This is a genomic window from Paenibacillus sp. AK121 (assembly GCF_019042715.1).
Taxonomy (GTDB): Bacteria; Bacillota; Bacilli; order Paenibacillales; family Paenibacillaceae; genus Paenibacillus; species Paenibacillus polymyxa_C.
On the sequence record NZ_JAHPJM010000008.1, the window covers coordinates 73,359 to 87,565 of the forward strand.

General features: G+C 43.3%; 15 protein-coding genes and 1 pseudogene. 2 read left to right on the plus strand and 14 right to left on the minus strand.

What is annotated here, in order from left to right; genetic code table 11:
• Nucleotides 1-62: 62 nt before the first annotated feature.
• The 3 genes from fabD to KSP24_RS25305 form a co-directional block, all read right to left on the minus strand.
• Complete coding sequence (fabD, locus tag KSP24_RS15770) at nt 63-1,295, minus strand: ACP S-malonyltransferase (protein WP_254207841.1); 1,233 nt, start codon at nt 1,293-1,295, stop codon at nt 63-65.
• 797 nt (nt 1,296-2,092) lie between these two features.
• Nucleotides 2,093-2,335, minus strand: a complete 243-nt coding sequence (locus tag KSP24_RS25300) for a hypothetical protein (protein WP_233902278.1) — start codon at nt 2,333-2,335, stop codon at nt 2,093-2,095.
• A gap of 140 nt (nt 2,336-2,475) precedes the next feature.
• Nucleotides 2,476-3,111, minus strand: coding sequence for a WXG100 family type VII secretion target (locus tag KSP24_RS25305; RefSeq protein WP_233902279.1), 636 nt, complete (start codon nt 3,109-3,111; stop codon nt 2,476-2,478).
• 198 nt (nt 3,112-3,309) lie between these two features.
• On the opposite strand from KSP24_RS25305, the gene KSP24_RS15780 reads away from it, so the two are divergent.
• Both KSP24_RS15780 and KSP24_RS15785 read left to right on the plus strand, forming a co-directional pair.
• Nucleotides 3,310-4,092 (plus strand): Cof-type HAD-IIB family hydrolase, encoded by a 783-nt coding sequence (locus KSP24_RS15780; RefSeq protein ID WP_102163332.1) that lies wholly within the window; start codon nt 3,310-3,312, stop codon nt 4,090-4,092.
• A gap of 88 nt (nt 4,093-4,180) precedes the next feature.
• Complete coding sequence (locus KSP24_RS15785; RefSeq protein WP_013369604.1) at nt 4,181-4,969, plus strand: formate/nitrite transporter family protein; 789 nt, start codon at nt 4,181-4,183, stop codon at nt 4,967-4,969.
• A 90-nt stretch (nt 4,970-5,059) separates the two neighbouring features.
• On the opposite strand, the gene KSP24_RS15790 is transcribed toward KSP24_RS15785, so the two are convergent.
• The 11 genes and pseudogenes from KSP24_RS15790 to KSP24_RS15835 form a co-directional block, all read right to left on the minus strand.
• Nucleotides 5,060-5,305 (minus strand): HPr family phosphocarrier protein, encoded by a 246-nt coding sequence (locus tag KSP24_RS15790; RefSeq protein ID WP_013369603.1) that lies wholly within the window; start codon nt 5,303-5,305, stop codon nt 5,060-5,062.
• Between the two features lie 91 nt (nt 5,306-5,396).
• Nucleotides 5,397-6,263 (minus strand): IseA DL-endopeptidase inhibitor family protein, encoded by an 867-nt coding sequence (locus KSP24_RS15795; RefSeq protein ID WP_216975711.1) that lies wholly within the window; start codon nt 6,261-6,263, stop codon nt 5,397-5,399.
• 111 nt (nt 6,264-6,374) lie between these two features.
• Nucleotides 6,375-6,608 (minus strand): hypothetical protein, encoded by a 234-nt coding sequence (locus tag KSP24_RS15800; RefSeq protein ID WP_013369600.1) that lies wholly within the window; start codon nt 6,606-6,608, stop codon nt 6,375-6,377.
• 174 nt (nt 6,609-6,782) lie between these two features.
• Nucleotides 6,783-8,648 (minus strand): rhamnogalacturonan lyase, encoded by a 1,866-nt coding sequence (locus KSP24_RS15805; RefSeq protein WP_483311489.1) that lies wholly within the window; start codon nt 8,646-8,648, stop codon nt 6,783-6,785.
• Nucleotides 8,649-8,804: 156 nt separating this feature from the next.
• Nucleotides 8,805-9,365: an SLOG family protein gene (locus tag KSP24_RS15810; RefSeq protein ID WP_137077933.1), complete on the minus strand. Its 561-nt coding sequence runs from the start codon at nt 9,363-9,365 to the stop codon at nt 8,805-8,807.
• Nucleotides 9,366-9,510: 145 nt separating this feature from the next.
• The gene (locus KSP24_RS15815) at nt 9,511-9,849 is read right to left on the minus strand and encodes an iron-sulfur cluster biosynthesis family protein (RefSeq protein ID WP_216975713.1); all 339 of its coding nucleotides are present in this window, start codon (nt 9,847-9,849) and stop codon (nt 9,511-9,513) included.
• Between the two features lie 241 nt (nt 9,850-10,090).
• Nucleotides 10,091-10,921 (minus strand): hypothetical protein, encoded by an 831-nt coding sequence (locus KSP24_RS15820; RefSeq protein WP_216975715.1) that lies wholly within the window; start codon nt 10,919-10,921, stop codon nt 10,091-10,093.
• Nucleotides 10,922-11,307: 386 nt separating this feature from the next.
• Nucleotides 11,308-11,787, minus strand: coding sequence for a GNAT family N-acetyltransferase (locus KSP24_RS15825; protein ID WP_025679703.1), 480 nt, complete (start codon nt 11,785-11,787; stop codon nt 11,308-11,310).
• A 70-nt stretch (nt 11,788-11,857) separates the two neighbouring features.
• Nucleotides 11,858-12,101: pseudogene (locus KSP24_RS25310) on the minus strand (IS5/IS1182 family transposase); the annotation flags it as partial.
• Between the two features lie 766 nt (nt 12,102-12,867).
• Entirely contained in the window at nt 12,868-13,764 is an 897-nt protein-coding gene (locus KSP24_RS15830) for a TetR/AcrR family transcriptional regulator (protein WP_216975717.1), read from the minus strand.
• A 152-nt stretch (nt 13,765-13,916) separates the two neighbouring features.
• The gene (locus KSP24_RS15835; RefSeq protein WP_102163339.1) at nt 13,917-14,195 is read right to left on the minus strand and encodes a DUF1648 domain-containing protein; all 279 of its coding nucleotides are present in this window, start codon (nt 14,193-14,195) and stop codon (nt 13,917-13,919) included.
• Between the last annotated feature and the right edge of the window lie 12 nt (nt 14,196-14,207).

The following is a 14,207-nucleotide window of genomic DNA, read 5'->3' on the forward strand; positions in this document are numbered from 1 at the left end:
GTAAGATTTATTAGCTTCCAGTTAATAAATTTACAATCTCCAACATCATTGATGAATCTTATTTAGAACATACTAAGAATCGTCTGTTGTTCTTGCTCGGGCACTTGCTTGGTAGTGAGAATAGTACGAATTAGCTCTAACACCTCTGTTTTAGCCGCATTATAAGCGGTGTCATTTTTATGACTTTGAAGTTGAAGTTGATTGATCCGATTTCGAATCTGCTGACTAGGGTAAACAACCCCCTCCATATGTTGTTTGTAATCCCCATTTCGATTTCGTGCAATAAGCGCTGCTGCAAAGCCTTCCTCCAGACGCTCAAGTGCAACTTTGCGTGTACTTTGCTGCTTACTTAGCCACTTGTCCACCTCTTTTAAAGAAGAACTGGTATTAACAGAAAAAGTGGAGATACTAGGATATCTTTCTTTCATCAGCTGTCCAAGTACTTTTCTCGGACCTAATTCTAACGCAACGGTAATACCGTTCTGATATAAATAATCCATCGTATCTGTCCAGCGTACGGGGCTTATCATTTGCTTGTATAGCAAGTCATAAATCGAGAATTCATCATGTGGTAAGGCTGTTACATTGGAAACAACCGGCCACCTTCCCTTGTGTAGCGGGAATTTCTTTAGTTCTACGGCAAGCTTATCTGCTGCAGGCTTCATTAGAGTACTGTGAAAAGGCCCGCTTACTGTTAAATAGTTAACCTTACTATGTTCTAGACGTTTGATTTGCTCCACTATTCGAGCCATAGGTTCTGTATGTCCCGATAGCACGTACTGATTGTCCGAATTGTGACATGCAATAGATATAACATCACGATCCGTAGATATCTCTTGACATAAGCTCTCCAGAATAGAAGCAGAAACATTCGCAACAGCAACCATAGTCCCTACCCCGTTAGCTGTAGTCTGCTGCATGAGCATTCCTCGTTTTCTCACGATTTGAAGTCCATCTTGAAAAGAGAAAAAACCGCTGCACACCAATGCTGAATATTCTCCTAAACTATGCCCGGCCAACAGTTGAGGTTCCAGTTCCAGTATTTCTCTGCTAGCATAATATGCAGCAAGGCTGGCAGTAAGTAAGGCTGGCTGGGCATTCATGGTCTGAAGAAGCTCTTGGGAATCTCCCTCAAAACAAAGTTTTGAGAGTTTTACACCTAAGGTATCATCCGCTTCTTCGAATAAACGCTTTACCACATTAAAATTATCCCATAGTTCTTTACTCATTCCTACATATTGCGAACCCTGCCCAGGAAAAATAAAAGATACTTTATTCATCTGAAAACCATTCATCTGAAAACCTCTTCTCCAGTGAGCTTCCTGAATATGTGTACTTTTTAAATTTAACTTCTGTTGCAAGTTATAACCTTTATAGTATTAAAGCAGAAATTGATCGACATAATTAATGAAAAAAGGAATCATTTAAAAACAAATTAATCATATGTAATCACCGTGTACTAGCATTTAATCAGCTTGTATTAATAATTTATAAATCGTTATTCCAACCCATGTTCTACTCCTTTTACGAATTAAAATAACGATTTATTTCAACAAAGTCAATGAATAAGTCAACTTCCAAATGTTACATTTTTGTAAATAAAAGGTCGCAAAATGTAGAAATTTGTTGATTGTCATTAGATAAAGTCGTTTTCTTGAAAGAATAGCTTTTTTCATTATTTTCACTACATAAAAATAAATAAAATTAAATTATGCAATTGTTAAATATTTTTAAAAGATTGATATAATTACATTCTTATTGTATTTTCACATTTATCCAAATTATGATAATACAATCTTTTTTTGAACCTTGCTCTTAAGCTCAGATTACTCTACATTTGAAAAAATAAATTAAAGACACGACATGAGTCAGATGTCCTTTATTCCATAAAGTTGCTGCTTAAATCATAAATACGATGTAACAATTAAATAACTCAAATATAATTTTAGAAATATGCGCACGAAAAAATCTACAGATTTTACCAACTGATGAGTTTTGCAGTCTTCCACTGCCGCTCGCTTAGTCTTGAAAAAGTCTGTAGATGTGATAGATATTGCTATTCGCTTTACTAAAATCATTTCCCACTCAAGTTCTAGTTATAATCCTCCCAATAGCGATACTTCATTTCATTCTCACCTTTGGTGACGATGATCATGTTCTCCACATGCCCAGTTTCTTTATTTGTTCGGTAGATCATGGTACGGGTTTCTCCCTCATCGGGGACAGAGAATAGCACCTTGTCACTGATCATGCCGCCACCAATGCCGACAACGTGTTCTCCCCAGCCGGAGGCTGCGCTCGAACCTGCTCCACTGACGCCAGTCCCGCGCGACAAAATAAGACCTATTCCATAACCGGTAACGGTCTGGGCCGTTTTACCTAGAGCGTGTTCTCCAGCTGATTGAGTATGCTTTTGGACCCAGTAATCGTATTTGTCCGTATTTTGCTCATAACTTATAATATTTCCTTTTTTATCTAAGATATATCCGTTTTACTTCCGTCTTTACCTGTCAGTTCAGTGACGGCAACAAGAGAATCGGATGTGATCTTGGAGGGCGCTCCTGTATTATAATCTGTACGGATAACCGAGTCCTCGTATTGCAGCCGCAGGACATTCATCTGGTCGTGGATCTTCTGCATGACCTGCTTGTCGCCGATGGTCTCTGCGTTTTTCAATAGTTCCTCATATTGATGATATTTATCCGCGTCTGCCTGCTCCCACTCGTCTATATTTTGGGGTGAATCCACGATATCTCCAGTATGATTTCCACCCTCTCCGCTGCCCGCCAGCGCTGCACTGGCGTTCATCGCTGCTGCCAAGGCTGACCAGAAGCCACGTGTGCTCCCACCATCCGCATTTCTAAACTTCAAAGCAATGCTTTTTAGCTCAATTTCAATGGATTGAACCTTATTTAATATAGAAGAAAGCGTATATTTAGCTGTACGATAGTCATTATAAAAACGATTTCTCTCCATACCATCCCACTGGCTGTGAAGGTGGTTCATTGTGCTATCCAGACCGTTTAGCTGGTTATACAGTATGCCGTGGGCATTGGCAAATTGGGAGGCCACGTTATCCAGCTGCTCCGGTGTGACTTGGATTTTTGTCATGGTGATCACATCCCATCTTCGAAAATAGGAGATAGACATTATAGTTTACAGTAATCCTTATTTCATATTGTAAGCTATAGAAGTCGGACATTCATGAGGATTTATACGTATTTGTGTATTCAGAAGCAGTTCCTTTGATATAATGAATCCATATGAGTTTATTTCGACAATATATTATTGAAAGTCAGGTGTAAGGACATGTCAGACAAAAAAATTATTTTTTTCGATATCGACGGTACATTACTGGACGATGACAAGAAAATGCCGTTTACCGCCGAAAAAGCTGTCTTTGCTTTGAAAGAGCAAGGCCATGAGGTAGCCATCGCAACAGGACGTGCACCTTTTATGTTCAAAGATATCCGTGAGCAGCTAGAAATTGATTCCTACGTTAGCTTTAATGGGCAATATGTCGTGCTTCGCGGGGAAGTCGTCGCTACCAATCCGCTGAATCGTGAAGCCTTGCAAGCAATGACCGATCTGGCACTCACCCATAATCACGCTCTCGTATATATGGATCATCTGGACATGAAAGCCAATATCCCTAACGATGAACTTGTGGAGAAATCGGTCCAAACGCTTAAGGCCAAGATTTCGGTTGGATACGATCCGCTCTATTTCCATGGGAGAGATATTTATCAGACGCTGTTGATGTGTACGGCAGAAGAAGAGCCTTACTATGAAGCGGTGTTCAAAGCATTTGACTTTGTACGCTGGCATCCAAGTTCAGTGGACGTTGTCCCTCACGCTGGCTCTAAAGCAAAGGGAATCCGCGAAATTACGTCCAGACTGGGCATTGCCGCTGAGAATCAATACGCTTTTGGTGATGGATTAAACGATGTGGAGATGCTAACTACTATACATAACAGTGTCGCGATGGGGAACGGCTGCGATGAAGCCAAAGCCGCAGCTAAAATGGTCACAAAGCGCGCTGATGAAGACGGTATTTTGTACGGACTGCAAAAGCTTGGTTTGTTAAGCTAACTGGATTGCTGACGGACTGGGCATGTTTCAGGAAAAATTAAGTCGGTTTAATGACTTAGATATGAGAAAATAGGAGGTTGTCGTTGGTATGGAAACGGAAGGCTTACGCAATGTCGAACAGCTAGCCCTGAAGAAATACAAAATTTACAAGCAAAGCCTGCTCCGGTATTTGGCGCGTTCCATGCTGGCGAGTATGTTTATCGGATTCGGCGTTATTGTCGCCTTCAAGACGGGCAATTTTTTTTACATGGAGCATTCTCCATTCACTTATCCCATGGCGGCGCTCACGTTCGGGGCAGCCATCATTCTGATCGCGTACGGCGGCGGGGATTTGTTTACTGGCAACACCTTCTACTACACCTATGCTGCACTCCGTAAAAAGCTGCGCTGGGGTCAGGTGCTGCGGCTATGGACTGCCAGCTATGGAGGCAACTTGTTAGGTGCGGGGGTTTTCGCACTCCTTATATACCTGACAGGGCTGTTTGACTCCTCCAGCGTGAACTCCTTTCTGCTGAGCGTAGTTGAGCATAAAATGGAAGCGCCTGCAATGCAGCTATTCTTCCGCGCAATTTTGTGTAATTGGCTGGTCTGCCTCGCCTTTTTTGTGCCGATGTTTATGAAGGAAAATGGTGCAAAGATGTTCGCTATGATGCTGTTTGTATTCTGCTTTTTCATTTCGGGATATGAGCATAGTATAGCTAATATGTGTACTTTCGCCATTGCGCTCGTGCTGGATCATCCGGGTACGGTCTCTGTCGCTGGCGTCATCCATAATCTCGTTCCGGTAACGCTTGGGAATCTGGTAGGTGGCGTGCTGCTTATGGGGGTTATGTACTATTCGGTCAACCTCCCGTTTTTGGACGAAGAGGAACACTAAAAAAAGAAGCCATGGAACCTAAGTTCCATGGCTTCTTTGCATTAATTCTAATAATAGCGTATGCAGTGTCTGCAGGTGTTTTTTTGCTGTTTATTCTGCTTGAGCAGGAAAATGGATAAATTCCTCCAAATCCTTGAACAGCTTTTTGGGATTGACGTTGTCAGGTACAACCAGAGTTAGCGGCTCATCCAGCTTGAGCACATACATGCCTAAAATGGATTTGGCATCTGCCATGCCGCTTTTGCCATGAATCCAGATGTCATACGTATAGTTGGATACGATTTGATTGATCTTCTCAATATCCTTAACGTTTTTTACCTTGATGGGTGTCATCATTGCACAGCACTCCCCTGCGTTGAATTGGGGCTTACGAAACAAGCCTTAACATCACTATACCCTATTTATAAAGAACGTTGCACAAACTTATTTAGAAAATGACATGCGGCGCGGAGCTGACCTTCCAGTAGCTACCGACCTTTTCAAAATTCACGGTGATTTTCTCGTTCGCCTGCTTGGTTTCTGCCGGATAAGGCACGGTCAGCAGGTAGCTGCGCTTCACCGGAGTCATGGTTACCATTTTCGCCGTAGCCCGGCTGAACTCTAGCAAATTGCCGCCATCTGCGTTCAACTGAGCTAGTCTGCCGTTAACTTCAACGAAAAATTTACCGACAAATTGCTCACTGGCCTGTTTCGTATAAGCCTGCGTTAGATAGTTGATTAATTTGGTCTTCGTACCGATGTCCTCGGACAAATAGCGGTAGCTTTTACCGTTCAACTGGAACGCTTGGCCCAACGATTTGCCACCGCTGATGGCATACTGATAACGAGACTGCGCCTCCAGCACAAGCGGAATCGCACTCTCATGGTTCAGCTTGTCCAGCTGGGTTGGATTCACGCTAGTAGCTGTAGCTGCGGCTGGCGCCGAAGTAGATGGCTGCTGCGGCTTGGACGGCTTGGCAGTCGATGGTACAGACGGAGCTGCCGCTGGTGCTACCGACGCGGATGGGCGCGGTGCTGGTGCAGACGGAGCTGCTGGTGTGGCCGCTTGGACGGAACCTGCGGCTGGGGCAGTTGTTGCTGGAACTGACGGCGCTTGCGCAGGGGCTGGCGTCGCAACAGACGCTGATGCTGCTGGTGCAGGCACCTGGGTCGGTACAGTTGCTAACGGACTAGCAACGTTCGGTTGCGCCGCATTCGCGGGACTGGTCACAGCGGGTGCAGCAGCGGCGACCTGTGCCGCGCTCAAAAGTGTGGCCGCAACACATAGTGCGGATAGTTTCGTATTTATTTTCATACTCAAATACACCTCCATAATCATATGTCTGCATAAACTGCACACGTTTCTATTATAAGAATTTCGGTGCTCGATTAGGTTGCTAAATTGTTTCTATTTGCCTTTTTTTGTTCATTCTGCACGAAGTTTGTCCGTATTTGCCGGGAGCGTAGGTTCTGACCGTTTCTTCTGCTTTGCCTCGATCTCTTCCAAGGATCGTGACATTTGCTTCACAGAACGGTCCAGCTGCTCCAATCTACGGTTAAGGGTGACGAGAATGTATTTTAACAGAATCAGGCTTAATGCTGCAGGGAATCCGACATTAGTTACGAGCTCGATCATGCTTTCAGTCGTTAAAGAACTCACAGATCCCGCCTCCTTTATATACACATATATTACCTTTGTAGGAACTAGCGTTCCCATTTATATGGAAAACATACGTTCCCCTCTGCACCCATACCAAAAAGAGCCCCGATTAGCATGGAGCCCTTTCTGATTATATTCATTTAACCAGCATTCAACCCACTACCGAGCTGCATATCAAGGAGTGTATATGTTCGGCTGCGGGGGCTTGGACATTCCTTCTCCCAGATAAAATCCGGTGTGCGGGGGCTGATTATAGGCTACGTTCTGCCAGGCCACACTCAGGCGATACACCGGATCATGCATAAGCGTGTAGAATCGGTGTTCTGACTCGTAAGGTGTTGTGTAGATACGCAGCGCCGAATTATCACTTTTGCGCCAAATGACTTCCTCCCGCCAGTCACCGAACAGATCAGCCTGCAACGACGGTGTTCCTTTGGTTCCGTTATTGGAACTCGTCCCTGTGGCCGTAAGCAAGTTGGAAGTCGTCGAGTTCGTATAGTTCCACTTGTCGATTTTACCAGCGTTTGAGGAGGTATGATCCAGCAGTTCACGCAGCAGATCCCCATCCCACCAGATACCAAAATTAATAGAAGACGGCGTCGTGTTGGTAATGAGCTGCCCCTGGGCTGAACGTAATCCGACGCCTGGTGCCCATTGCTCATTCCCCTTCGTACGCGGATCAATGTCTGCCGACATGCCTCGTCCGGTATCCTTGCCTGTTTTTACGCCCCATAAAATGTTGCCATTGCGCGGATCGTACATGGCTGCTCCGTAGGTGGCATTTTTATCCTCGTTTACCTTAAATACTTCATATCCTGAACGGTCTGGGTCCAAATCCCCGACATGAAGCGCATCTCCATGTCCCATTCCCGTGTTAGCCAGCTTCGCTCCGTTATCGTCTACAACCAGTGAGCCATACACGATCTCATCCTTATCATCTCCATCCACATCTGCCACACTCAAACTGTGATTCCCCTGTCCAGCCGTCCCGGCATTGGTGGAGCTGTTGCTGTCAAAGGTCCAGCGGCGGCTTAGATTGCCGTTCCGCCAATCATATGCGACTAGAACGGTACGCGTGTAGTAACCACGTGCCATTACTATGCTGGGTCTCACGCCATCCAGATAAGCAACCCCGGCGAGAAAACGATCCACACGGTTACCATAATTATCTCCCCAGCTGGACACCGTTCCGCGCGGTGGCACATAGTCAATCGTACTAAGAGCCTTGCCTGTATCACCTGAGAACACAGTTAGAAACTCGGGGCCCTTCAAAATATATCCACTCGTGTTGCGATGATCAGCCGAAGCGTCGCCAATCTTTACACCTGTACCATCTACCGTGCCGTCTGCTGTCTTGCATACGACCTCTGCTTTACCATCTCCATCAAAATCATAGACGAGAAATTGCGTATAGTGTGCACCAGCCCGAATGTTCCGTCCCAGATCGATTCGCCATTTGCGTGTTCCATCGAGCTCATATCCGTCCAAAAATACATTTCCCGTATACCCGGATTGCGAATTATCCTTAGAATTGGAAGGGTCCCATTTCAGCACAATCTCATACTCGCCATCCCCATCAAGATCCCCCACACTGGCATCATTGGCATTATACGTGTAGTTCACATGATCCGGGGTTGTACCTCCCGCAGGCTGCTGTATGGGAACGTCCAGATAGTTGCTGTTCCATGCCTTTACCGCTGGAGAAGCGGCCTGCTCTGCTCCGTTAACCACGGCACGAACGGTATACGAAGATGATGTCGTACCTGCCTTGTCCAGAAAGTTGGTTCTCGATGTAATCGGCGCATCGTTCACCTTGCTTGCCCCTCTGTACAGATTGAAGCCAACCGAATCCGTTTCCGTACCCAATAAACGCCAGCTCACCAGTACACCCTCTGGTACCTTCACTGCGACAGTTCCCCTGTTCAGCTTCTCCATTTGCCTTGTAGAGGCAGCTGAGATTGGGCTATCCATCGGAGTGACCACTCCACACAACATGACACCGAGACAGAGCAATACAGCATGCCGAAACCTTTTGTCCATCTGATCATTAGCTCCTTTCATGGTTTGTATTTTCAATAAATTTATTTTATCTGACTGATAAGTTATTGTTGTTTAAATCTTATGATAGCGCTTACATAAATGTAAAGGGACGAATTCGTCCTTTTTGTTCAAAAATCCGGGCTAATACTTTAAAAATCAGAGGTCCATGAATAATCGTTCTTCGTCAGCTATGCTTTGGATATCCTCTGAGCTAATACTGATATATTGATAGCCTTCTGCCTGCTGTTTTTTCAATGCCAGTTCCTTCATAAAACGTGGGCTACCCTCTCCGGCATCCTCGTCATACACAAGCAATAAACCGTCTGTTTTGCGGAAAAGGAGTTCATCCCGTGCCTTGAGTTGCCATATTCCCTGATACGCCTGACGGCTAACTACTCCCACATAGTCAACTTCGGCACAAATCTGCTGAAAATATTCCTTTTTATCCTCCTTCCATTTTTCCTCCATATTTTGATAAGCCATCATAATAGAGCATTTTAGGTCGGGGTATTGCTGTTTTAATGCAATGACGACCTCGCAAGCCCACAAGTCCACCCCGTATTGGCCGGGGGTAATCACCCATTCCAGCCCATCTTCGATCAGGGGAATCAGCCTGCTTGTAATCGCCTTTTTAATGTATGGAATGCCTTCGTGCTTTTGACTGAAAATATTCAGCTCATGGGCACGATAGCCAGAAACGAGCAAGTTTTTCATCATCTCATCGTCCTTCTGAAATTATCATAAAAGTTATTGTAAAAACGAACCTCTGCCCTATGGGCTAAAGAAGGTTCGTCTTTTGGGAATTTAGTATTCAATCAAAATTACTTTATGATGCTTAATGAATTCCTATCACGCCCGCATATCACCCCTCGGAGTTTACACGCCGATCTTGAATTCTAACATTGCTACTCAACACACCAGCATCGCTACTTATTTTAAACGACGGGTAACTAGGATCTGCCTCAAGCCGCATTCTGCTATCGAACTGCTGCTCCTGCTGCCGATCTACCCAAAAAGAATAAGAATCGGACTGAACTGCTATATCGGTTGCATTCGGTGCATCGATCACCAAGATAACAAGTACGCCGTTGCATCCACAATCTTCTGTATCATAAAACAACTTGAACATGCCTGGCCGTCCTGAAAGGACCATCGCTAGCCTTTCAACCGACAAGGAATCCAACTCTAAATGTATACTCATGAAATGAGCTCTCTCCTTTGTAATTGAGATGTTTGGACATATTTGGACTCAACAACTTCAAGAAGTCTAAATATAAACTATATTTTCATTATAATCATCTCAAAACTTTAAGTACAAGGAGATCATTAATGATGGCATTTATAAAAGAGACCGTTTGTTTCTTCGCGGAGATTCTGCTGAATGCATATCTCTAACTTGGTTCCTTTGTGCCCAACGATTCAAATCCACCCTTACATTTGTATTAATTTGTTTGGTATTTATCAAGTTTGAACCATTTTTGAAATTCACTCTGACTAATTTTTTTAACAGATTTCACCTTTTTGCTGTCCATGGAGTATCTGTATAATTTCTTTTGATCAGATGGATACTCACTTATATAGTCTAAACTTTTTCCATCTTTATGCCATAAAATCAGGCCGGTGCTAATATAATCCGTTTCTCTAGGAAGATATATAAAGCCATCCTTCTTCGTATTATAAATGGCTAGGGAGCTGCTTGATGTATCACCTAACGAAAAGGCAATTTGATCTTCTTTTGGTGACCAATTATAAGCAGTAATGGATTCTACATTTTTTTTGCCTTTAGCCTTTAATAGATCATTTACAATGGTAGATTTTCCGGTTGTAAGATTGATTAGTAATAACGTATCGCCTGCACTACGCTGTGCCTGTATAGCCAACCAGGTATTAGAAGGAGATAATACTACACTCGATATATCACGCAGTTTATCATTATATCCATCTGTTTTAAGGGTGTAACTCTTTTCTCCTTTTTTGATCGTTATGGATGTAATGACACTTTTCTCGGAACTCGGGACATTTTCCAGCTCGACTTTTTTTGCCAATAACGTAATGTTTTTTTCCTTCCACATTACTTGATCTGGAGTCTCGTTCTTTTTAAACTTAGTTATGGACTGATATACAGATGGATTTACAGTATTAACTGAACTTTGAACATAGGTATTAGGCTGTAATGTACTATTAGCGTTAGTGATAGAAAAGCCACTTATACTTCCCACCAACACTATACTCGACAGGAAAGCAATAGCGTATTTTAATCTTAGATTTTTCATTTTAATGCTCCTTTGCAAAAGTTTATTGTTCTTAGGAGTCGTTATTGAAAGAGAAAGGATAGGTGAATCTAAATATGAACAAACCTGCTAAATTTATTTCTATTCTTATATTTTCTGCGAGTACTATGTGTATTAGGTTTTTCACCCGATAATACGGTATACCTTCTATTTTGAAAAGGATAAAGATAATGGATGGACAATTGTTTCCATTGACTGATTAATCATTCGAATCGAAGAGAAGACGTACTGATAAAATCAGAACGTCTTCTCTCCTTTAAAATTTATTTGAACAAGTTCTGCAGCAAGAAGCGTACACAAGAAAACCAGCTAATGTTTGTCATGAGGGTCCACTTGTACAGGGAAAATAAAACATTAGACTGACACACCTAACTTTGAAAAGCTTTTATATACCAAGCATCCATAGCAGAGTGTTCAGAACCTGGTAGAGGTTCATGTAAAAGTGTGAATCCAAACTTTTCATATAATAAACATGCAGTTTTTAATTCATGCATTGTTTCTAAATAGCATTTTTCATAATGTTTAGAGGCAAAAGACGAAGCTGTTTCCATAAGTTTCTTGGAAAGCCCTAAACCTTGAGCTTTTGGACTTAAGTATAGCTTTTGTAATTCGCAAACTTTATCATGTTCGTTAAACGGCGCTATACCAATTCCACCAACAACTTCTCCCTCCATTTCTACTACCCAATAGTTCGCATGTTTTAAATTATTATAGTATTGGTGTAGGTCATTAAGTTGAGGGTCAAAATAAGCTGTTCCAGGAATCGCTAATCCAAGTGATTTTAATGAATCTTGTATAATTTCTTTTACTTTTGCATTGTCTTCTTTTTTCATTTCTCGAATAACCATATACGATCTCCTTCAATTAAATCTAAAATTCGGGAGCATACTGCCGGTAGTCCTTTCGGTCTGTGGTTCAGTATTTCAGTTCGTGATTCGCCGGACAAACGAACATATTTCGCTCGGCGTCAAAGGTGAATTTCCACTTTGGAAACAATCCTTGCTTGGGATGAAATCTCCGGTGAGCAATCACCGCAAGGTCTTCCAGCTTTAAAGTCCTTTGCAAATTGACGTTGTTAAATAACCCGAATCAAGTGCTACGGCTTCGACCTTAAATTCAAAGCGTTTTTGCTGGCGGCCAAAAGCGACGACAAATAGGGCACTTATCCAAAGAAAATAAAGTATTAGACTGGTACGCTGAACCATTGCTTTCGGAAGAGCAACAAGGAACATAAGCCGCAGCTTCGCCGCACAGCTCGCCGATGTCACCGGTCGCGCCCAATTCGGCGCTCTGGGAGAATAACAAGAGCACGCGTTGCAGCTTCACGCATCCGGCCGATGTCATTACAATCTAATACTCTATTTTTCCGAGTTTAACACTTTATTTTCTTTCAACACAACTAACATACTAACAGAAAAACACGCCAAGGACATGGTCGTGTTTTTCTAAAAACTGAACGGTATGATCGTTTAATATGGTATATCATGATCTTGCTGTCATGATCAACTAATTCAGATGGCCTATCCCGGATTTCCACGAACGACGGTAGCCCATACGAAACATCGATAGCCGTATCGAACTATCGGCTGACGTATCCCCCTATGTCAGAACAAGGGAGAAACCTTCTCTGAAAACATGTTTGTATCAAACTATGCCATGCATGAAGGACTTCCAGTTCTGCTAACGAGAAAACGGAACTCCCACCTGTTGTCTTACGTTTTTTGATGGAACACCAGAAAATGAACGCCTATCTTGTTGGTTCGGAATCAACCATTTCCCGTGAAGTAGAGGCGAGTGGGACAGCACCTAGTTCTCCCCCGGCTATCATCATCTTAAAACACCTATTAAAATAGGCCGCCCAAATTTTGGGTTGACCTAATAATACGAAATCATACTTGAGAGAAAACCGCCTTTTACTCATATCGAAATCAATCTTTAATAAGAAGCTCGCCTAGCCGCTGTTGCAACTGGTGGGCATAGAACGATAGTTCTGCTTCAGCGGCCAAATCCCGCAGCAATGCCTGGATCAAAAACGCTCTAGGTGCCTTATTTTCCAACTCTTCCTCAAGCAACACGGTCACTTGCTGAAGTTCCTTCTTTCTGGCATTTGGGATATATAGATCAGGAATGATCGACAAGATCGCTTGAAACAAAACGGAAATCCTCGCTGAGCTTGTCGGGACAAGTGACTCTAAATCCACTTCCTCATACTCTTTCATGAACTCATAGGTTAGCAGAGGCTGAGGTGAACATTTACTCAAACCTTGAACCAAATCATCCATACGTTCCGCGATAAATCCTGCTAGTTTTTCGACGGTGATTGGTTTGTATGCGAATAGCAGATGAAAAGTATACTCCCGGATCATGCCGCTAAACATGGCAGTTACGTCCCATTTCCAATCCAATATGGCAGAGCCGTATTGGCGCATCAGCAGGTTTTGGTAATAGCTGAACATCTGAATCTGAATCTGATGAATGAGGGTAGAGATGTTGTCGTTGCTCGCCGAGGGAAATTCATTGTAATCTCGGGAAATATAGTAGCCGTGACGGCCAAAGAATTGGAACAAACCCATAATTTCGGCCAGATACGTTTCCCGGCGCGGTAATGCCATTTTCCGAATTCGCTCCACCTCATCCATCATATGCTGCTGGCGCTGCTTCAATATACTGACGAACAACTCTTCCTTGGACTCAAAAAATTTATACAAGGAACCTTTGGCGATACTGCAATCGTCGGCGATATCCTGAATTGAGGTCGCTCTATAGCCTTTCTCCATAAAAAGGCGGATAGCAGATTGGACGATTTTTTCCTTTATTAAACTCATGCTTATGTCTCCTTATCACTTGTTACGGCAGATGTGATTTTTTCAAAGTTCCTTGATCAAGTATAGCCAATATCCAGCGAGCAAAAAAGAAGGCGTCGTGCCAAAATGAGGCGTCCGATCCACTCCATGGTACTCAGTAAAAGCGTTCTCCCTTACATTAGAGCAATACATAGCATACAAATATGGAGTAAGACCAGTACATAAATAAGCCTTACAACAGTGTCAGGCCAATTTCGGATTATGAGCAACACGGTCATCAAGGCTGGAAAACCAAAAAGACCGCCCCATCGACTGACGAACCTGTCGGCTTGTCCATTCATGAAATGAACAGGGATCTCCAGAGGAGCAGACCAGACCACTATCATGGCGGCAAGCCACGCAAGCACTGTGACAAAAACGGGCGTTTTAGGATGAAAGAGAATCTTAATCAATGCGTTGCCTCC